Genomic DNA, 20,829 nt, shown 5'->3' with positions numbered 1-20,829 from the left:
TTGGTGTTCCATCCTGATTATAAGCATTTACTGTTCCATAAGCGCTATTCTTTACCATGACACCGTCTTTAATAACTGCTAATTGAGCACTTGTAAATCCATTTTTAATATCATTATTTATTAAAGTGTCAATTAAATCTAAAGTATTTTGGTTCATTCCAACTATCTCAGCACTACCTTCTAGTACTACTGGATATGGTATTTTTACATTTACTTTACCAGTCTCTGGAACAAAATTTGTAACTTGTATTGTATTTCTGTCATTTACTGTTAATGCTGATATGTCTACTTCATATGTTGTTCCATTGTTATTACAAGCTGCACTAACATCTATCTCTTTACCATTGATAAATATTCTAACACTCTCTAACCCATCAGTACATGTAATATATAATTTCCCCTGACCTTTATACCCTTTGAAAGTGTACATATTATTAACTATTAAAGTATCATCTACATAATTCAAGCAATCTGGAAAAGTTAAATTAGCTTGTAGTCCTGCTTCATTAACAGATGAATTTAATACACTAATACTTCCATTACTAATTTCACTTGCTCTCACTTTAATTGTAGGTGCACCTATCATTGTCGAAGTAAATGTTAGCGCCATAGCAATACTGAATAACCTCTTTTTTGTTCTCAAATTTATCACCTTACCTCTTTCATGAAAAATTATTTTATCCCCTCAATTTATCTATGAAGCTATTTTAAATTAAGCATTCTTAACATCTGATTCCTTAATTACAAAATAAGTTATAATAAATCCTGCTATATATGAAATTACTAAACCTAAAAAATAATTCATCATACTTTCTGGCTTCATTATAGGAATAGCTACTAATCCAGATGGTCCCCAGGAATTAGCTAATACATGTGTTAGCATTACATAAGCTCCACCAAAACCAGCACCTATACCAGCTGTAATAAATGGCTTAAACATAGGAAGGGTAACTCCATATATTAATGGTTCCCCAACTCCTAAGAAACCTGCTGGAAGAGCTCCAGTAATAACCTTTTGTAATCTAATATTTTTAACTCTTCTTGCTATTAAATAAATAGCTATTGCAGCACCAACTTGTCCAGCTCCTGCCATTGCAAGTACTGGAAATAATGAAACTCCACCCATAGCTTCCAATTGAATTGCATATATTGGAATTAATCCATGATGTAACCCTAGTAAAACCATTGGTAAAAATAATGCTGACAATATAAATCCACTAATAACACTTACAATTGGATTTGAAGAGTTAATAATTACGCTTAATGCAGAAACTAACCCATCAGATAAAAATCCAGCTACTGGCATAATAATAAATACAAAAATTATTCCTGTTATAAGTAAAGTTAATAACGGAGTTAAAATTAAATCTAAAACATCTGGTACTCTCTTGCGAATTGCCTTTTCTATTTTAGCAAGTATATATACACCAATAATAACACCTATAATACCGCCTTTTCCTGTTGTTAAAATAGAATTTAGAGGTACTGCTTCATCATATAATCCTAGCATAGTTGATAAAGCTACAATATTACCACTTATAGAAATAGCACCTATCATACCACCAAGAGCCTCTGTTGCCCCAAATTGCTTAGCTGAATTAATACCTGTATAAATTGCAAAATATGATAAGAATCCTCCACCTATTAGTGAAAACATTAGTTGTATAGCTTGCCAAAAACCTTCTGTTGGAAGTGTACCTTGCCCCTGTAATGTAGATATTAAACTTCCCAAGCCATTAAAAATACCTGCTGCAATAATTGCAGGTATTAAAGGTATAAAGATATTAGCAATTACATTGATTACTTTCTTAAATTTATTCTGTTTTTGATTATCTTTAATTGCTTGCTTATTATCCTTCCAATCTTCTGTTACAACTCCATCTCTTGGAAGCCCTAACTCACCTGTACAAATATCCATAACCTTCTTTGCTTTACCAGGACCTAATACTACTTGTAAATAATTATTAGCTTCAACAACTCCTAATACACCTTCTGTATTTTTTAATTCTTCCATTTTAACTACTTTTATATCTTTTATTGTAAGTCTAAGTCTAGTCATACAATTTGCAGCTTTTAAAACATTGCTTTTTCCACCAACTAATTCAATAATAACCTTTGCTAATTCTAAGTTTGTCATATAATTCCCTCTTTCCCTTAATTAATATTTTCTATAGCAAATTTTATATGCTATTCAAAGCTTTTTAATCCTTTAAGCTTAATCATACTTACAATTAAGAATTATCACTTGCATCCAATAATTTTAGACTTTCGTTTGTGCCTAAACTAATCTAACCTATCCTTCACCCCCTTTTAAGATTTCTGCACCTATGTATTTATTTCTAAAATTTTAGGTAAATCATTTTAATACTTATAACGTTTTCTCATTTCTTATTTACTGCTATAGCAATTTATTAAAACTATATTATCAAAATTCATAGTATTTTTATTTCTATTTTCTACTGTTAATTTAATTTTCATAATACATATATCAATTTTACTTTTAAATGGATAACGTTTACTTTATGTTTAAATTAGGCTTTTCTATATGAGTTTTATTAAATTGATTCATATTCGAATCATAATTCTTATTTACAAAAGCAATATACAGTATGTCTATTATATTTAATTGGGCTATTCTAGATGAAATTGCACCTTCTCTAAATACATGTTCTGTTGCCGCCACTAATAACTTATAATCTGCTATTTTAGCAATAGGAGATTTTTCTGACCTTGTAATTGCTATAATAGGAGCACCTACTTTCTTTACTATATCGGCACATTTAATCATTTCTTCTGTAAATCCAGAGTAACTTATGATAATAGCTACATCATTCTTCTCCATATTTATAGCTTGTAACAATTGCGCATGGAAATCATCATTAATACAGCATCCTTTATTTATTCTTAAAAATTTTAAATAAGCATCCTTTGCAACTAATAAAGAAGCTCCAACTCCAAATAAGCAAATATTCCTTGATTTCTCTAAAATCTCAACACAATCTTCTAATACTTTACTGTCAATCAACTTTTCTGTCTTCTCTAAAGATGAAATACTTTTTAGTGTAACTTTTTTTATTATCTTTTCTAAACTATCTTCCTTATTGATACTTTTCAGCCTTTCTTCATCAGCTGATTTTCTAATTGCTAATTCATATAACAATGCATGAATCAATTCTTTATATCCATTAAAGCCTGTTTTTTTACAAAGTCTTATAATGGTAGATGGTGACGAAAATGTTTTCTCTGATAGCTGATATATATTACTATTTACTACCAATTCCGGATTCTTCAGTAGATAATCTATTATTACTTTCTCAGTTTCGCTAGACTTATCAACATAATCTTGTAATTTTGCAACTACACTTTTCATAAGATAACCTCCATCTATACATTAATTCTACAGTTTTTAATTCCTCTTATCAATATATTACCATAACTTCGAAATTTTGTTTCATACTTTGGTAAAATTTATACTCTTCAATAAATATTTCAAATTATATATATAGAAAAATATGTAGAATAATTCATAGTTTTTATAAGTTGGTAATTAATTTCTAATTTTTTTGTTTCAATTAAATTTGTTTTAGGTTATAATACTATTGACAAGAGTAAATATTTTAAATATATATTCTTACTACATTTTAGCTTTTGGGCTTAATTGTAATAAAATTTAAAGTTACGGAGGTTTATACCATGTTAGTTTCAGCAAAAGAAATGTTAAACAAGGCTAAAGCGGGCAAATACGCTGTAGGTCAATTCAATATCAACAACTTAGAATGGACTAAAGCTATTTTACAAACTGCTCAAGAAAATAATTCACCTGTTATATTAGGAGTTTCAGAAGGAGCTGCTAAATACATGTGTGGTTTCAAAACTATAGTTGCAATGGTAAATGGAATGTTAGAAGAATTAAACATCACAGTTCCAGTTGCAATTCACCTAGATCACGGTAGCTATGATGGAGCTTTAAAAGCTATGGAATCTGGCTTCTCTTCAATAATGTTTGATGGATCTCACTATCCAATCGACGAAAACATAGCTAAAACAAAGGAAATGGTTAAATTAACTTCTGAAAAAGGTCTTTCTTTAGAAGCAGAAGTTGGTTCAATCGGTGGAGAAGAAGATGGAGTTGTAGGTGCTGGAGAAATTGCTGATGCTGCTGAATGTAAAGCAATTGCTGACTTAGGAGTAACTATGTTAGCTGCTGGTATTGGTAACATACACGGACAATATCCTGAAAACTGGAAGGGATTAAGCTTTGATGCTTTAGAAGCTATAAGCAATGTTACAAACAATGTTCCTCTAGTATTACACGGTGGTACTGGAATTCCAGAAGAAATGATCAAAAAAGCTATTTCTTTAGGAGTTGCTAAGATCAATGTTAACACTGAGTGTCAATTAGCATTTGCTGAAGGTACTAGAAAGTATATCGAAGCTGGAAAAGATCTTCAAGGAAAAGGCTTTGACCCAAGAAAGCTTTTAGCTCCAGGATTTGAAGCTATTAAAGCTACAGTTAAAGAAAAAATGGAATTATTCGGATCAGTTAATAAGGCTTAATTCTATTAAATATAAAGGTAGAAAGATTTTCTTTCTACCTTTTAATTTTGGCTAAAAATTTTAACTTAGTCTAAATTCTTAGACAAATTTACTTATTTATAAATTATTTTTATACTATTCCTATTATCCTAAAGCAACATCTAAAACCATCATGACTATAAATCCAAGTATCAATCCTAATGTTGTTAACTTTTTATTTTCCATTGATGCTTCTGGCAATAATTCTGCACCTACAACAGCAATCATGGCTCCTGCTGAAAATGATAATAAAAATGGTAATATGCTTCTAACTGATAAAGCAGCTATTACTCCTATTACACCAGCTATTGGTTCTACTAACCCTGAAGCTTGCCCATAGAAAAAGCTTTTTCCTCTTGATATACCTTCTCTTCTTAATGGTAGAGATACAGCAGCTCCTTCTGGAAAGTTTTGTAATCCTATTCCTAATGCTAAAGTCATTGCTGCTATTAACGATGTTCCTGGTATTCCTACTGCTACTCCTCCAAATGCAACTCCTACTGCTAATCCTTCAGGTATATTGTGAAGAGTTACTGCTAGAACTAAAAGTATGCTTTTTTTGTACTTACTTGTTTTAGGGTGATCTTCTTCTCCTTTATTGGTAATTACACCATAAGAATAAGTATCCATTAATTTATCTGCAAAAATTAAAAATAATCCCCCTAAAAGAAATCCTATTGCTGGAATAACAAATCCGCTATACCCGAGTTCATTGCACAGTTCTATTGCTGGATTTAACAAAGACCAAAAGCTTGCTGCTATCATTACTCCAGCACCAAAGCCTAACATTGTATTTAGAACTTTTTTATCTACTTTCTTAAAGAAAAAAACTAATGATGCACCTAAAGCTGTAATAAACCAAGTAAATAAAGTTGCAAGTAATCCTTGAATAACTGGGTTAAGTTCACTAAACCAGTCCATATATATATCCTCCTTAGTATTTAGATTCCTTAATTATAATTTACTAAGAAGGTCTAATTTTTGTTACAGATAAATACAAAATACTACATTATTATTTTTATTTTAAAGGCCTTTTCCATCATTTGATTTTATACCTTTTTCTTCTAATATTTCATAAATTGTTTTTGATGTTGTATTTTCTTTTGTATAACCAATTAACTCTAATATTTCTTCTAATTTTTCTTCTGAAGTAGTTTCTATTTCTAAATATGGAAATGGACAAAAACTTTTATCATTTATATCTATTTCTACTAAGGAATCTTTTAACTTATAGCTTTCTCTATATTTCTTAATAGATTGTTTTAAACTTAATCCTAAAGATATAAATATTTTTTCCGCAGCTATTTTATCCTCAACTATTGTTTCATTTTCTTCCATAACTTTAAATGTTTCTTGACTGAGCATTTTTTTTGTAGTCATATATACAACTTCTTTATTTGATATTCTATCATCTGTTATTCTTATTCTTGCATATCCCTTGGCATTTAATAATTTATTATCTTCAAAATCATATATATTATTAGTTTGATATTCTTCTTTTACTTTTTCAGCTCCCAATGATTTAAGTTTTTCTCTTATTACATCAACATCTATATCAATTATTCTAGTTTCTAATTCTTTCATATAAATATCCTCCTCTAAAAATCATATAAAATATTATATCATAATAAAAATAGAAACAAAGTATCTTCTTTATTCTTTTAATTACTCGATTTTAATTATTTATATTATAAAAAAACATACTTCTAATCATCCTTGTTCTTATAAATTTGTCCTTTGAATATAAAACTTTTCGATTTATATTCGATATATACTATGTAAACATATTTTTACAATAATACTATAAAATTGAACAATCACCTAATTGCTATACATAAAAATTTATTTTGAGAGGTTAGTTTAATGAATACCCAAAAGAAATTAATAACTGTAAAAGATTTAAAAATAGGTATGGTCACAGCAAGGGAAATAGTATCTAATGGAATTGTTTTTGTTGGTAAAGGAATAACACTTACTGAGTCAATGTTAGATAAACTAAATTCTATTTGCACTTTTGATAATGTCGAAATATATACTGATGAAAAAGATAACTCAAAAGAAATATTAGATTTAAAAAAAGCAGAAAAAATCCTTAACACTATTTCTATAGATGTTAAGTTAATATTTGATAATGCTAAAACCCTTCAATCATCAAATACAAATGAAATAAATGAATATGCAAAAAAGTTGTCTCAAGAGCTTAAACTTAGCAGCAGTGTTTTAAAAAGTATTATTTTACATGGTAGTGGTGAAGATTGCATATATAGACATTCTGTAAATGTAGCTTCATTAAGCTATTTACTTGGAAAATGGCATGGATTGGATGACAATAAACTTCATTCACTTATTTATGCTTCTTTGTTACATGATTTTGGCAAAACAAAATTAGATGAGGATATAATAAATAAAGAAGAGTCCCTTTCTAAAGAAGACTTTGAAATAATAAAAACTCATCCTACTCTTGCCTATAATGAAATAAAGAAAATCCCTTTTATAAGCCAATCAGTACTTTATGCAATTTTAATGCATCATGAGAGATGTGATGGCACAGGATATCCTCTTGGGCTTAAAAGAAATCAAATCCATGACTTTGCTAAAATCATAGCAATTTCTGATACTTTTGATGCAATTAATTCAAATAGATCCTATAAAAAAAGAAAAATGCCATTAGATGCACTTAAGATAATAAAAGATGAAAGCCTAACTAGACTTGACTACAGCTTGTGCTGTACATTCTTAGAAGGAATGTCAAACTTTTATATTGGGCAAGATGTCTTGTTAAACAATAAAAGCAAATGCAAAATAATACATATGGATTTAAACAATATTTCATCCCCACTTTTAGTATGTGATGATGAGTTCATTGACTTAAGCAAAGCTACAGACCTATATATTGAGCAGATACTTTGAAATTTAAAAGTTAAAAATTAAGAGTTGAGAGTTTTTAATTAAGATTTAAACATATGAAATTATTGATGTAATCTTCTCCAAACTACAAAGAAATAAATTAATGAAAAAAACTCTAATTTAGTTTTTTTCATTAATTTATAACTTTAAATACTAACTATATATTGTACGATACTATCTTAACCTTTATAATTTTTCTCTTCTTTTGCTTGATTTTATAAATAATTCTTTTAATCTTTTTTCATCACTTTCAACTAGAGCTGATTTTATATAATTTATCTCATTTATGAAAATATCTATTGATTCTATTAAATTCTCTTTATTCCCAATAAATAATTCACTCCATAAATCTTCATTTATATTTGCAATTCTAGTTAAGTCTCTATAACTATCACCAATGAAGCTTCCAGTATCTCTACCCTCTTCATCACTATTAATTAATGCAACTGCTATAGCATGTGGAAGTTGACTTGTAAAACTTATCATTTTATCATGAAACATAGGATCTATCCTTTTAATTCTCTTAAATCCCATATCATAAATAATATCTTCTAGAAGTTTTATATTTTCTTCTTTATTTTTATCAGTCACAGTTATTAAATAATTTGCTTCCTTAAAGACTTCCTTAGATGCATAATCAATACCTCGCTTTTCCCTACCAGCCATAGGATGTCCAAATATAAAATCTATATCTGAAGGTAATATATTTAATATGTCGTCTATAAAAAGCTTTTTTATCCCTGTAGTATCCGTAACTATTGCTCCCGATTTAAATAGACTTCTATTTCCTTCAATAAAATTTTTAATAAGCATAGGATAAATTGCAAGAATAATTAAATCTGCCTCTCCTACTATTTCACCAGCATCTACATACCCCTTCTTAATTATTCCCAGTTCTTCAGCCTTACTCAAAGTACTTAAATTATTATCAATTCCATAAACATCTTCATATCCTGCTGCTTTAAGTGCCATGGCAAAACTTCCACCGATGACACCAAGCCCTACTATTAAAATCTTCATAAAAACACCCCAATTTATAATTAGAAAAATGAAATGATTAATAATGAAAATTTCACAAAATACAATTCAGCCTAAAGCTTAATTGCAAAAATTCCATAGGAATTCCACCATTAATTTTTTCACTTCTTCATTCCTTCATTTTTTATTATTTTTTCCCTTCCATTTCTGCTATTATCTTAACTTTATCCATTATATTTTTAAATGCTTCTGGTTTAATTGATTGTTGTCCATCGCTTAATGCACATTGTGGATTGTTATGAACTTCTATCATTAATCCATCTGCTCCTGCACTTATTGCAGCTTTTGCTAATGGTTCTACAAGATACCAGTATCCTGCTGCATGGCTTGGATCTACTATAACTGGTAGATGTGATTTCTTTTTCACAACTGGTATTGCACTTAAATCTAACGTATTTCTTGTATAAGTTTCAAATGTTCTTATACCTCTTTCACATAAAATTACATTTTCATTTCCAGCTGCCATTATATATTCAGCAGACATTAACCATTCTTCTATTGTTGCAGACAAACCTCTCTTTAATAAAATTGGCTTGTTTGTTCTGCCTAATTGTTTTAATAAATCAAAGTTTTGCATATTTCTAGCACCAACTTGAATTACATCTACGTCTCTAACAAATATATCTATATAATCTGTTGACATTATTTCCGTTACTATTGGAAGTCCTGTCGCCTTCCTAGCCTTTTTTAAAAGTTCTAAACCTTCTAGTTCTAACCCCTGAAAACTATATGGAGATGTTCTTGGTTTAAATGCTCCACCTCTTAAAAATGTTGCACCTGATTCCTTTACACTATTAGCTATTTCTATTATTTGTTCTTCACTTTCAACAGAACAAGGTCCTGCCATAATAGCTAAGTTATTTCCCCCAATTAAACTACCATTTACATCAATTACTGTATCCTCTGGCTTAAATAATCTATTGGCCTTTTTATAAGGCTCTTCAACTTTTAGAACTTTATCCACTCCAGCAAATCTAAGAAGCTTATCGGAATCTATAGCTCTAGTTTCACCAACTACACCCAAGATACAAAAAGTTTCTCCTTGTGATAAATGAACTCCTAAGCCTTTACTCTCCAAATCTCCCTTAACCTTCAATACTTCATCTTCATTACAATTCGGATTCATTACAATAATCATACCTATCCCTCCATACTACTTTAATAATTGACAATTTATAATGGACAATTGTCAATTATGCATTTTCCATTGTCCACTTCATTATCGCTTCCATCGCCATTACATAACCCAATTCTTTAAAACCACATATTTGGCCTATACACGCTTGTGCTATTACTGATTTATGCCTAAATTCTTCTCTTGCATGTATGTTTGATAAATGCACTTCAACAGTTTTTATATTTACTGCTTTTATTGCATCCATTATAGCGTAACTATAATGTGTATATGCCCCAGGATTTATTATTATACCATCATATTTTTCATAATATGCCTTATGAATTTCATTAATTATTTCACCTTCGATATTGCTTTGAAATAATTTAATATCAATACTTCTTTTTTGCCCCTCTTCTTTGATGTAAGCACAAACATCTTCAAAGTCTTTAGTTCCATAAATCCCTTTTTCTCTTACTCCTAACATATTCAAATTAGGACCATTTATTACTAGCACCTTCATCTAACCCCTCCTAACTATACTTATCGCTAAATTATTTTAATTATTTTATCCAAAGCTTCTTCAATAGTTGTATCATTAACTATTTTTACATCACAATAATTATTATATAAATTATATCTTTCAGAATATAGGTTGTAAAGTTTAGACTTTCCATATGATAATAGTGGTCTTGATGATGTATCAACATCTCTTAATATATCTTCTATTGGCCTATCTATAAATATTATTATTCCTTTATCCCTAAAGAAGTCTATATTATTTTTTCTTTTTATTACTCCACCCCCACTAGAAATCACAATTTTACTTTTATTGCTTAATTCTTTGCAAGCCCTTGTTTCATAATCTCTAAAATATTCCTCACTTATATTAAATAATTCCTTTACTGTATTATTAGATATTTCTTCTATATATTTATCCATATCGCAAAATTCATAATTTATTTTATTAGCTATCTTTTCACCTATAGTACTTTTTCCGCATCCAGGCATTCCAATTAATAAAATTATATTTGTACCCATGATCATCTCCTATAACTAAATGAAATTTAACTTTAACTTTTGGTATATTTCTTTTATTATTTCTTCACTAATTGATACACTATTCCATATTTCTTGAGACTTAGCGGCTTGACCTATCAGCATATACAATCCAGAAGTAGTTTTTTTAGACAATGAATTTCCTATATTTATAAATTTAGTTTCCATAGGATTGTATATTAAATCTACTAAAACATTAAAATTTCTTATTATATCTTCTGTTACTGGTGACATATTAATATTAGGGTACATCCCTACAGGAGTAGAATTAATTAAAATGTCTCCACTAATATCTTTTAATTCCTCATAAGTTATTACATCTACATTTTGTAAATTAAACTCGCCCTTATTTGGTTTCCTGCTTACAATCTTAATATCTGATATTTTATTATCCAATAAATAATGTACTACAGCCCTACAAGCCCCTCCATTACCTAAAATAATTGCACTTTTTCCTTTAATATTTATATTATTAACTTTTAACATATATCCAAAGCCATAGTAATCCGTATTGTATCCATATAACTTTCCATTTTCTAAATGTATTGTATTTATAGCCCCTATTTTTTCTGCTTCTTCTGATATGATATCAATATAGTTCATTATATCTTTTTTGTAAGGTATAGTTACATTTGCACCCTTTATCTTTAATAATTTTAAAGCTTCAGCAAAATCTTCTAACCTTTCTTTTTCTATCTCAAATAATTTATACGCCCCATCTTTATTTATAGATTTTAATATTTCACTATGAATTTCTGGTGATAAACTATGAGAAAGCCTTTCTCCTAATAATCCATAAAATTCCATAACCTTGCCCCCTATTCCTATATTTAATTTATATTATGTCATATATCTAATTTGTTTGATTATAAAGATTATAAATATTATATCATAATAAAAAAAGTGGGCATATGTACGTTTACTTATTTCACTGCTTTCCTTAATGTTATCTCAACTATATATCCACTTAAAAACTAAAAAACAAATCATAAAAAATCTACAACAAATTATACTTTTTATAATTGGTTATAGAATAAAAATTTAAAGCAGTGAAAACTTACTAGATTTTCACTGCTTATAAATTATTGAATATATTCAGCTTTGATAAATTGTCTTTTATTATCAAACTTAAATCCCTGTCTATTAAAAAAATTTAATTCTTCTTCATTATATTCTTTATTACTATTCACTATATAGGCTACTTCATTTTGTTTTGCATTTTTTTCAAGCTCTAAAATTAATTGATGTCCTACTCCTAATCCTCTATATTTTTCATCAACAATCATACTATTAATACCTAATTTCCTTTTATAATTTAAATCCTCGCTAAGATTACTATTAACATATCCTATAACATCATCATTTAGTTGTGCTACCAACGTTATAGAGCTTTTATCCTCCGCTATGGATTTTATGTTTGAATAATCTAGCTTTGAATTAAGCTTATGAATATCCTCATAATCATTTAATTTAATTTCTCTCACATCAAAACCCACCATAAAAATGCCTCCTTTTTTGTAAACGTTTATAATAATGATAATTTTAAAAGAAAGGTTGCCCTTCCTTCTTTTTTATTTTCTGAAAATTCTAAATATTATTTACATTATAATTATACACCTAAAATCTTCTAATTACTACTATATTTTTCATATTATTTAATTTATAAACAGCTTTGTAACTCTTTAAAATCAAATATTTATTCATTAGCTACATTACAATAAGAACTAAATTCTTTATTAATATAAGTATATAAATTTTTATATTAGTAATAAATAAAAAGGAATACTATAAAAAGTACCCCTTATATCAAATCTATGATTTATTATTTTTTGTTTTAGTTTATATTCAATTATCAACCTAACTTAAGGCATCAAACTTAATTTATATATTATAAACTTGCTTTATAGCTTCCAATAATTTTGAAGTATCCACTATTTTCTTCAATAAGATTTAATGCCTTCTTAACTTCACTATTTTCTAAACTTCCTTCAAAATCAACATAAAGTAAGTACTTCCATGATTCATGCTTATTAGGTCTCGATTCTATCTTAATCATATTTATATTATTATCTGCAAAGTATCTTAGTAAATTATAAAGAGTACCTGCTTTGTCTTCTAAAGAAAATACTACACTAATTTTATTACATTCATTATCATATTTTAATTCTTTTCCTATAATTATAAATTTAGTATGATTATCCTTTTTATCATTTATATTTTCTTGTAATATATCTAGTCCATAAATTTGTGCTGCTCTTTCACTTGCTATAGCAGCTTTTTTAGTATCTTTTAAATCTGAAATTAATTTAGCACTTATCGCTGTATTATGATATGGTATTAGCTTTATATTTTGATATCTGTTTAAAAACTTCTTACTTTGCTCAAATCCTTGAGGATGTGAATATATTTCTTGTATGCTATTTATATCCGTTCCTTTTATTCCTATTAAATGCTGATCTATCTTAATACATTCTTCTCCAACAATATAAAATCCATACTTAACCAAAAGATCATATACTTCAGTTATTGCTCCTGTATATGAATTTTCAATAGGTAAAATTGCATATTGGATTTTATTATTTTTTAAAGCTTCAAATACATCTACAAACTCATCATAGCTTTTTGTATTTTCACAACTTTTAAAGTATTTTAAAAGAGCTTCTTCACTAAAAGATCCTTTAACACCTTGATATCCAATTACAAAATCTGAACTTTCTTCAATTAAGTTATTTTGAATATTATTATTTTCTTGTATTATATTTGCTTGAAGAGATCTACTTAATTCCATTAAATTTTCAAAAAAGCTTCTTCCTATATCATTATATAAACTATTATTAAGATTTTTTATATTTTTTTCTATAACCTCTTCTTCTCTTTTGCCATTAAAAATTGGTAATTTATTTTTCTTTTTATATTCACCAACCTTAACTGCAACATCCATTCTTCTTTCAAATAAAGAAATTAATTCTTTATCTATAGAATCAATTTCTTTTCTATAGCCATCTAATTCACTCATATTATCTCCCCTTTATTAAGTCAAGTAAGCCTATTGCTGTTACAGCTTCTATAACAGGTACAGCTCTTTGAACTATACATGGGTCATGTCTTCCTTCAACTCTAAACTTTACATTTTCATTTGTTTTTATATCTATTGTGTTTTGCTCTTTTATAATAGATGCTGTAGGCTTTATTGCAACCTTAAATAATATAGGCATACCATTTGTAATTCCACCTAGTATTCCACCATTGTTATTAGTTGTTGTTTTTACCTTATCTCCATCATAATAATATTCATCATTACATTCTGAACCAAACATATTAGTCATTTCAAAACCCTTACCAAACTCTATTCCTTTTACTGCTGGTACTGAAAACATTAAATGAGCTAATGTAGATTCTACTGAATCAAAAAATGGATTTCCTATTCCAGGGTTTATTCCAGTCACAGCACATTCTATACTACCACCAACTGAATCTCCATCATACTTTGCTTGTAATATAGTATGCTTTATCTTTTCAGCTAAAGACTCATCAATTAATGGTAGTTCCATTTTTCTTAAGTTTAATATCTCATCTTTCGATATATTTATATTATTAAAATTCTTATCTTTTATATCTTTTATTGAAGATATATGAGCACCTATATATATACCTTCTTTTTCTAATATCTGCTTACATATAGCTCCTGCAAAAACTAAATTTGCAGTTATTCTTCCTGAAAAATGTCCTCCGCCTCTATAATCATTAAACCCAGAATATCTCATATATCCTGTATAATCAGCATGACCTGGTCTCATATAGTCCTTTGTTTTACTATAATCTTTTGATCTAGTATCAGCATTTCTAATTATTGCACAAAGAGGAGTTCCAGTAGTTTTTCCTTCAAAATATCCACTTAATATTTCTGGAAGATCACTTTCTTGTCTTGCTGTTGACATCGCATTTTTCCCTGGTGCTCTTCTATTCATCTCTAAAAGAACTTTATCCATATCTATTTCAAACCCAGATGGTAAACCATCTATACTAATACCTATTGCATTACCATGTGATTCCCCAAATATAGAAACCTTTATATTATTCCCCCATACCCCACTCATCTACATTTCCTCCTAGCATTTTAAAATCTTCAAAAAATCCTGGATAAGATTTTGCTATACAATCATAATCAGTTAATTCTATAGGGTTTATACATCTAGTTGATGCTATTGCTAAAGTCATTGCTATCCTATGATCCTTCCAGCTCCAAACCTTTACTCCACCTTTAAGTTCATCTACACCATCTATAATAAGTCCATCTTCTTTTTCTACTATTTTGGCTCCTAGTTTATTAAGTTCAGTTGCTACTGCCTTTAACCTGTCACACTCTTTAATTCTAAGCCTACCTGCATTAATTATTTCTGTCCTACCTTTTGCCAGTGTTGCTACTGCAGATATTACTGGGATTATATCTGGACATTGTGACGCATCTATCATAGTTGATGCTAACCCATCTTCTACTTTGCATTTAATATTATTCTCATTAACTATGAATTTTGCTCCCATCCTTTCTAATATATCTATTACTTCTTTATCTCCTTGAAGGGAATCTTTCTTTAAATCACTAATAGCAACATTTGATCCAAGTGCATCTGCTGCAAGATAAAATGCCGCTTGTGAATAATCTCCTTCAACCCTATAATTTCTAGATATATACTTTTGATTTCCCTTAATTATAAACTCTTTATAATCTTTATTTTCTATTTCTATTCCAAAGTCTTTCATGCAATCTAATGTTAAATCAATATACCCCTTTGATTCTATATTAGTACTTATAATTATTTTTGAATCACCATCTAATAAAGGAAGAGAAAATAAAAGCCCTGTTATAAATTGTGAGCTTATATTGCCTGGCAAGTTAAATTCTCCAGGTTTTAGCATACCTTTTACTATCATATTTAACTCATTTTCAACATTATTATATTTAATTCCTTGTTCTTTAAATATATTGAAATATGTGTCCAATGGTCTCTTTCCTAAGTTACCTTTTCCAATAAACTTGGTCATTCCTTCAAATAATAAAGATATTGGTATGATAAATCTCAATGTAGAACCCGATTCGTTGCAATCAATGTATCTTACTGAATTTTTAACCGCAGCTTCTCTATATATTCCATTAATAATTACCTTATCTTCTTTCCTATCTATAACTGCACCTAGTGCAATCATTGCATCTATAGTTGCATTAATATCATCTGAATAATCTATATTTTCTATAGTAGAAATACTACTTCCTAAAGCAGCACAAATAATAGCTCTATGAGACATACTTTTAGAAGGTGGAACCTTCACAGTTCCATTCAACTTAGATTTCGATAACCTTAAACTATTCATAAAACACCCACTTTCTAATTAAAAATGGATAATTTATAATTGATAATTAAGGAGAATCTTCTCTCAAGTTTTAAAATATACTTTAACTTTCTAAACTCCTATAGGAGTTTATTCCTAAATTATTCATTATCAATTATCCATTACTTATTTCATTCTTTTATTTTTTAATTTTTCTCGAATACTTTGCTTGTTGTTTTGTATATAAAGCTCTCACCTATTTCTTTTAAGAAAATTAAGTTCAAATTATTTCCTATATTTTTCTTATCTAGCTTCATAGTTTCTAATATTTCTTTAATATCTATTGTTAGTTCATATGGTAATTGATATTTTATTAATATATCTTTAATTATATCCATAGTTCCTTTTTTTGTTATTCCTAATTCTTCACTTAACTTAGTTATTTCATACATTCCAATTGCAACAGCTTCTCCATGCGTATATTTACTATAATTATAGTACTGCTCAATTGCATGACCTATTGTATGACCAAAGTTTAAAAGCATTCTTTCTCCAGTATCCTTTTCATCTTTTTCCACAACTTCTTTCTTAATTTTGCAACAATTGTGAATAATGTATTCTATATTGTGCATAACTTCCTTTTTATTACTATAATTTATAATGTTACCAAAAAATTCTTTATCTTTTATGCATCCATATTTAATTACTTCAGCCATTCCATCATTAAATACTCTATCACTTAAAGTATTTAAAACTTCTGGATCTATAATTACTTTCTTTGGTTGATAAAAACTACCTACTAAGTTTTTACCCTTCTCTAAATCTACTCCTACTTTTCCACCAACACTACTATCTACTTGCGCTAACAAAGTTGTAGGACATTGTACAAATGGAACCCCTCTTAAATAAGTAGAAGCAACAAAGCCACCTAAATCTCCTATAACTCCTCCACCTAAAGTTAAAATTAAATCACTTCTAGTAAACTTAAAATTTAATAACTCATCATAAACTAAAGGTAAAGTAAAAAAACTTTTAGTTTCCTCACCAGGATCAAGTACAATCTTTTTAACATCATATCCACTACTAATTAAATTGCTTAATACCGAATCACCATAAAACTTATTAACATTTCTATCAGTTAATATAAAAACCTTATTTCCCTTAAAACTATCTTTTATCTCATCCGCTAATTTTTTAATTACGCCTTTTTCTATAATAATATCATAACTACTATGACTTAAATTTACAGATAAATTCATTAAAACACCACCTTGTTTAAAATGGGAAGACTACTACATTCATAACTCTTCCTCCGAGTTATTTAATTGACTTTTCATTTTACCACTCTTTAATTATATCCTTAAACTTACTCGGAGTTTATTCACTAATTTTTTTATTTTTTCATTCTTTCACTATTCTATATTTCTCTTCCAACCGCTGTTGCAATGGCTTTTAATTCATTGAATAATGTTCCGTAATCTTCTGGTTTTATTGATTGTGGACCATCACACAAAGCTTTTGCTGGGTCATTATGAACTTCTATTATAAGACCATCTGCCCCTACTGCAACTGCTGCTTTTGCTAATGGAGAAATCATGAATCTTTTTCCTGTTGCATGACTTGGATCTACGACAACAGGTAGATGACTCAATTTCTTAATTGCTGGTATTGCACTTAAGTCTAATGTGTTTCTTGTATAAGTTTCAAATGTTCTTATTCCTCTTTCACAAAGAATTACATTTTCATTTCCTCCAGCCATTATATATTCAGCGCTCATCAAAAACTCTTCTATTGTTGCGGATAAACCTCTTTTTAATAGTATTGGTTTATTTGTTTTTCCTAATTCTTTTAACAAATCGAAGTTTTGCATATTTCTTGCTCCAATTTGAATCACATCTACATCTCTTTCAAATATCTCAACATCATATGGTGACATTATTTCTGTTACTATAGGTAAGCCTGTTTGCTTCCTAGCTACTTTTAATAATTCTAACCCATCATACTCCAACCCTTGGAAACTATACGGTGAGGTTCTTGGTTTAAATGCTCCACCTCTTAAGAAATTTGCCCCTAACTTCTTAACTTCATTTGCAATAAACGTTATTTGCTCTTCACTTTCTACTGAACAAGGTCCAGCTATCATGGCAATTTTATTCCCACCTATTTCACTACCATTAATATTAACTACCGTATTCCCTGGATGGAATAACCTATTAGCTTTTTTGAATGGCTCTTGAACATGCATTACTTTTTCTACATTATTATTTGCTTCAATTTTTAAAGGATCTATTTTGCTTGTATCACCAACAAGTCCTAGGATTATTAATTCTGTTCCTATAACAGGACTAACCTTTACCCCCTGTCCTTCTAGTTCTTCTGTAAGTTTTCTTATTTCCTCTTCTGCTGTTTTTGGTTTTAAAATAATTATCATAAATTTGCCCCCTTTTTTTATTAATAATTAATAGTTTATATTATAATCTATATAAACTAAATTATTTAAAATTTTTATATTAAAAAAGAGGCCTCTAATGAGCCCCCTTAAATAATCAAAATATTTTTATATAAAAATATATAGTTTATATTATAAACTCATTTGAAAAGAATTATTAATTTTTTTGCAAAATAAATAGCCAGCGCTAAAGAAAAAGCCCCAGAATATAAAGTGAAAAAAGCTATAAAATTTTGCTTGTTTTTCTATAATTCTCTTCATAAAGTCCTCCATTAAACTAAAATTTCTTTACCTAATTATACCAAATAGCACCTTTTTGTCAATATCTCAAAAGAGCTTCATATATTTTTAACATTATAATATTGGAGCAATTAGCATTATTAAGGCTTCCTTTATCCTTAAACCTCTTCCTCGATTATTATATTCTTCTATAGTTACTAAATTACACTCTTCAATATCTTTATAAAAAGTTTTTTCCTGTTCCTTTGCAAAGTCATCTTCAAATATAAATGCATTTATCTCAAAATTTAATTGAAAACTTCTTATATCTAGATTTGCAGTACCAATACTACATACCTTTCCATCAGCAACTATAGTTTTTGAATGTATAAATCCTTTTTGATATCTATATATCTTAACTCCACACTCTATGAGTTCTCCAATATTAGCACTTAATATCCACTCCATAAAGAAGTGATCTGGTTTGCCTGGCACCATTAACCTAACGTCTACTCCAGATAAAGCTGCAATTTTTAGAGCTTCCTTCATGGATTCATCTGGAACCAAATAAGGAGTTTGTATATATACATTTTTCTTTGCATTATTAATTATTTTCATATACGCATTCTTTATATATTCTTCCTTGTGATCTGGGCCTGAAGATATTATTTGTATTCCAACATCTCCATAGCTTTCTTGCTTATTGAAGTATTTTTCATAACTTTTAAGTTCACCTTCTGATGCATAATCCCAATCTAGAATAAACCTTTTATTAAGTTCATTTACAGCTTCTCCCTGAACTCTTATATGTGTATCTCTCCAAAAATCAAATTGCTTACCTTTATTTATATATTCATCTCCAACGTTAAATCCGCCTACATATCCAGTTTTACCATCTATTACAACAATTTTTCTATGGTTTCTATAGTTTAAACGAATATTAACATATGGTAATATCCCCGGAAAAAAGACTGCAAATCTTATTCCTAAGCTTCTTATGTACTTTATATGTTTGGTTCTTATGCTCTTAGATCCCATTCCATCAACTAAAAGCCTCACTTCTATACCTTCATCTACTTTTTTCTTTAATTCACTTAAGATAGTTTTTCCTAAACTATCTAATCTAAATATATAATATTCAATGTGTATGAAATCTTTCGCAGATCTTATGTCATCTATCAAATCTTTAAACTTTTCTTCTCCATTAATATAACTCTTAATGTTATTTCCTGTTGTATATAATGCTCCTGAATGATTATAATTCATCATTATAAGATCTACATACTCCTTTGATATTCTTTTAGCCTTCTTCTCCTCTATAAATTTTTCAATTAAATCTCTTGCCTTTTTCTCATCAGTTACTTTCTTTTCTCTAAATATTTTTTGTCTATTTAGATTTTGACCAAACATTAAATATATTATAAATCCAACTCCTGGAAGAACTATTAATATTAATAGCCATGCCCATGTAGTAGTTGGTTCTTTTCTTTCAATAAATATTAATGATATTGCAAATAAAATATTAATAGTAAAGACTATTAATAATAAAATGGATGCACTCATCTTATCACCTCCAAGAACATACCTAATTAATAATACACAATGCATAATTGACAATTAAGTAAATAATTTAGCTTTGCTAAATTATATAAAAAAATCTATTCCTCTAAACTTCTAAGAAGTTTATTCATTAATTATCCATTGTCCATTGTTAGTTATTTATTATACACCATCTATTATAATTATATCCACTTTTTATGAGCATTTAAATAGATGATATATTATATTTTACAAAGTAAAACATCCTCAATACTTTCACTTTTTATTATTAATTTAAACGATGTTTTGCTCTACAAAACTAAAAAACATCTATGCTAATCAGTTTCTATTCAAAATTTCCGTAAGAATTTTGCCCTCACTCTTTCATTTTTTCATTTTTCCCATAAAAAAAGAGTATTGTATTAACTTTATAATACAACACTCTTTTTAAACTATTCTCTATAAGTAATTAGGTAAATTAGTTTTGTCCGAAATATCTGTCTAATAATCCCTTGAATGCTTGTCCATGTCTAGCTTCATCTTTACACATTTCATGAACTGTGTCATGGATTGCATCTAAGTTTAATTGCTTAGCTAATGT

At 28.2% G+C, this 20,829-nt stretch carries 18 protein-coding genes and 2 pseudogenes; 2 read left to right on the top strand and 18 right to left on the bottom strand.

The features are described 5' to 3' along the window. The 3 genes and pseudogenes from J7M87_RS20150 to J7M87_RS20140 form a co-directional block, all read right to left on the bottom strand. Window positions 1–643, bottom strand: a pseudogene (locus tag J7M87_RS20150) (hypothetical protein); the annotation flags it as partial. Between the two features lie 69 nt (window positions 644–712). After that, complete coding sequence (locus tag J7M87_RS20145) at window positions 713–2,137, bottom strand: PTS transporter subunit EIIC (RefSeq protein WP_291654014.1); 1,425 nt, start codon at window positions 2,135–2,137, stop codon at window positions 713–715. A 378-nt stretch (window positions 2,138–2,515) separates the two neighbouring features. Beyond that, a complete protein-coding gene (locus tag J7M87_RS20140) occupies window positions 2,516–3,370 on the bottom strand; it encodes a MurR/RpiR family transcriptional regulator (protein ID WP_291654013.1) in 855 nt (284 codons plus the stop codon). Window positions 3,371–3,693: 323 nt separating this feature from the next. Here J7M87_RS20140 and fba point away from each other — a divergent pair, with 323 nt between their 5' ends. Then, entirely contained in the window at window positions 3,694–4,557 is an 864-nt protein-coding gene (fba, locus tag J7M87_RS20135) for a class II fructose-1,6-bisphosphate aldolase (RefSeq protein WP_291654011.1), read from the top strand. A gap of 123 nt (window positions 4,558–4,680) precedes the next feature. Here fba and J7M87_RS20130 read toward each other — a convergent pair whose 3' ends face one another. Beyond that, window positions 4,681–5,496 (bottom strand): ZIP family metal transporter, encoded by an 816-nt coding sequence (locus J7M87_RS20130; RefSeq protein WP_291654009.1) that lies wholly within the window; start codon window positions 5,494–5,496, stop codon window positions 4,681–4,683. A gap of 102 nt (window positions 5,497–5,598) precedes the next feature. Further along, window positions 5,599–6,159 carry a CYTH domain-containing protein gene (locus J7M87_RS20125; protein ID WP_291654006.1) on the bottom strand — a complete coding sequence of 187 codons (561 nt, stop codon included), beginning with the start codon at window positions 6,157–6,159 and terminating at the stop codon, window positions 5,599–5,601. Window positions 6,160–6,438: 279 nt separating this feature from the next. Here J7M87_RS20125 and J7M87_RS20120 point away from each other — a divergent pair, with 279 nt between their 5' ends. Continuing rightward, window positions 6,439–7,485, top strand: a complete 1,047-nt coding sequence (locus J7M87_RS20120) for an HD-GYP domain-containing protein (protein ID WP_291654004.1) — start codon at window positions 6,439–6,441, stop codon at window positions 7,483–7,485. 183 nt (window positions 7,486–7,668) lie between these two features. On the opposite strand, the gene J7M87_RS20115 is transcribed toward J7M87_RS20120, so the two are convergent. From J7M87_RS20115 to J7M87_RS20055, 13 genes and pseudogenes are all read right to left on the bottom strand, one after another. Continuing rightward, a complete protein-coding gene (locus J7M87_RS20115; protein ID WP_291654002.1) occupies window positions 7,669–8,502 on the bottom strand; it encodes a prephenate dehydrogenase in 834 nt (277 codons plus the stop codon). 145 nt (window positions 8,503–8,647) lie between these two features. Further along, on the bottom strand, window positions 8,648–9,658 hold the full coding sequence (aroF, locus tag J7M87_RS20110) for a 3-deoxy-7-phosphoheptulonate synthase (protein ID WP_291654001.1): 1,011 nt from the start codon (window positions 9,656–9,658) through the stop codon (window positions 8,648–8,650). 55 nt (window positions 9,659–9,713) lie between these two features. Next, window positions 9,714–10,157 (bottom strand): type II 3-dehydroquinate dehydratase, encoded by a 444-nt coding sequence (gene aroQ, locus J7M87_RS20105; protein WP_291654000.1) that lies wholly within the window; start codon window positions 10,155–10,157, stop codon window positions 9,714–9,716. Window positions 10,158–10,183: 26 nt separating this feature from the next. Next, window positions 10,184–10,675 (bottom strand): shikimate kinase, encoded by a 492-nt coding sequence (locus J7M87_RS20100; RefSeq protein ID WP_291653999.1) that lies wholly within the window; start codon window positions 10,673–10,675, stop codon window positions 10,184–10,186. Window positions 10,676–10,690: 15 nt separating this feature from the next. Further along, window positions 10,691–11,500 carry a shikimate dehydrogenase gene (gene aroE / locus J7M87_RS20095; protein ID WP_291653997.1) on the bottom strand — a complete coding sequence of 270 codons (810 nt, stop codon included), beginning with the start codon at window positions 11,498–11,500 and terminating at the stop codon, window positions 10,691–10,693. Window positions 11,501–11,775: 275 nt separating this feature from the next. Continuing rightward, entirely contained in the window at window positions 11,776–12,192 is a 417-nt protein-coding gene (locus J7M87_RS20090; RefSeq protein WP_291653995.1) for a GNAT family N-acetyltransferase, read from the bottom strand. Between the two features lie 389 nt (window positions 12,193–12,581). Continuing rightward, entirely contained in the window at window positions 12,582–13,709 is a 1,128-nt protein-coding gene (gene pheA / locus J7M87_RS20085) for a prephenate dehydratase (RefSeq protein ID WP_291653994.1), read from the bottom strand. Between the two features lies 1 nt (window position 13,710). After that, window positions 13,711–14,790 carry a chorismate synthase gene (gene aroC, locus J7M87_RS20080; RefSeq protein ID WP_291653993.1) on the bottom strand — a complete coding sequence of 360 codons (1,080 nt, stop codon included), beginning with the start codon at window positions 14,788–14,790 and terminating at the stop codon, window positions 13,711–13,713. Then, a complete protein-coding gene (gene aroA, locus J7M87_RS20075) occupies window positions 14,768–16,063 on the bottom strand; it encodes a 3-phosphoshikimate 1-carboxyvinyltransferase (RefSeq protein WP_291653991.1) in 1,296 nt (431 codons plus the stop codon). Before aroA ends, aroC begins: the two co-directional genes overlap by 23 nt. 164 nt (window positions 16,064–16,227) lie before the next feature. Continuing rightward, on the bottom strand, window positions 16,228–17,280 hold the full coding sequence (aroB, locus tag J7M87_RS20070; RefSeq protein ID WP_291653989.1) for a 3-dehydroquinate synthase: 1,053 nt from the start codon (window positions 17,278–17,280) through the stop codon (window positions 16,228–16,230). Between the two features lie 158 nt (window positions 17,281–17,438). Beyond that, a complete protein-coding gene (gene aroF / locus J7M87_RS20065; RefSeq protein ID WP_291653987.1) occupies window positions 17,439–18,452 on the bottom strand; it encodes a 3-deoxy-7-phosphoheptulonate synthase in 1,014 nt (337 codons plus the stop codon). A gap of 372 nt (window positions 18,453–18,824) precedes the next feature. Next, window positions 18,825–20,252 (bottom strand): cardiolipin synthase, encoded by a 1,428-nt coding sequence (gene cls, locus J7M87_RS20060; protein ID WP_291653985.1) that lies wholly within the window; start codon window positions 20,250–20,252, stop codon window positions 18,825–18,827. Window positions 20,253–20,706: 454 nt separating this feature from the next. Continuing rightward, window positions 20,707–20,829, bottom strand: a pseudogene (locus J7M87_RS20055) (NADH peroxidase); the annotation flags it as partial.

The sequence above is a fragment of the Clostridium sp. genome (assembly GCF_017888565.1).
In the GTDB taxonomy this organism is placed as follows: Bacteria; Bacillota; Clostridia; order Clostridiales; family Clostridiaceae; genus Clostridium.
Note: the sequence above shows the minus strand (reverse complement) of the source record. Positions and strands in the feature narration are given on the sequence as shown.

Excerpts from the sequence above, each read along its gene's own strand:
- J7M87_RS20145 (WP_291654014.1), bottom strand. The coding sequence starts at position 2,137 with ATGACAAACTTAGAATTAGCAAAGGTTATTATTGAATTAGTTGGTGGA.
- J7M87_RS20140 (WP_291654013.1), bottom strand. The coding sequence starts at position 3,370 with ATGAAAAGTGTAGTTGCAAAATTACAAGATTATGTTGATAAGTCTAGC.
- fba (WP_291654011.1), top strand. The coding sequence starts at position 3,694 with ATGTTAGTTTCAGCAAAAGAAATGTTAAACAAGGCTAAAGCGGGCAAA.
- J7M87_RS20130 (WP_291654009.1), bottom strand. The coding sequence starts at position 5,496 with ATGGACTGGTTTAGTGAACTTAACCCAGTTATTCAAGGATTACTTGCA.
- J7M87_RS20125 (WP_291654006.1), bottom strand. The coding sequence starts at position 6,159 with ATGAAAGAATTAGAAACTAGAATAATTGATATAGATGTTGATGTAATA.
- J7M87_RS20120 (WP_291654004.1), top strand. The coding sequence starts at position 6,439 with ATGAATACCCAAAAGAAATTAATAACTGTAAAAGATTTAAAAATAGGT.
- J7M87_RS20115 (WP_291654002.1), bottom strand. The coding sequence starts at position 8,502 with ATGAAGATTTTAATAGTAGGGCTTGGTGTCATCGGTGGAAGTTTTGCC.
- aroF (WP_291654001.1), bottom strand. The coding sequence starts at position 9,658 with ATGATTATTGTAATGAATCCGAATTGTAATGAAGATGAAGTATTGAAG.
- aroQ (WP_291654000.1), bottom strand. The coding sequence starts at position 10,157 with ATGAAGGTGCTAGTAATAAATGGTCCTAATTTGAATATGTTAGGAGTA.
- J7M87_RS20100 (WP_291653999.1), bottom strand. The coding sequence starts at position 10,675 with ATGGGTACAAATATAATTTTATTAATTGGAATGCCTGGATGCGGAAAA.
- aroE (WP_291653997.1), bottom strand. The coding sequence starts at position 11,500 with ATGGAATTTTATGGATTATTAGGAGAAAGGCTTTCTCATAGTTTATCA.
- J7M87_RS20090 (WP_291653995.1), bottom strand. The coding sequence starts at position 12,192 with ATGGTGGGTTTTGATGTGAGAGAAATTAAATTAAATGATTATGAGGAT.
- pheA (WP_291653994.1), bottom strand. The coding sequence starts at position 13,709 with ATGAGTGAATTAGATGGCTATAGAAAAGAAATTGATTCTATAGATAAA.
- aroC (WP_291653993.1), bottom strand. The coding sequence starts at position 14,790 with ATGAGTGGGGTATGGGGGAATAATATAAAGGTTTCTATATTTGGGGAA.
- aroA (WP_291653991.1), bottom strand. The coding sequence starts at position 16,063 with ATGAATAGTTTAAGGTTATCGAAATCTAAGTTGAATGGAACTGTGAAG.
- aroB (WP_291653989.1), bottom strand. The coding sequence starts at position 17,280 with ATGAATTTATCTGTAAATTTAAGTCATAGTAGTTATGATATTATTATA.
- aroF (WP_291653987.1), bottom strand. The coding sequence starts at position 18,452 with ATGATAATTATTTTAAAACCAAAAACAGCAGAAGAGGAAATAAGAAAA.
- cls (WP_291653985.1), bottom strand. The coding sequence starts at position 20,252 with ATGAGTGCATCCATTTTATTATTAATAGTCTTTACTATTAATATTTTA.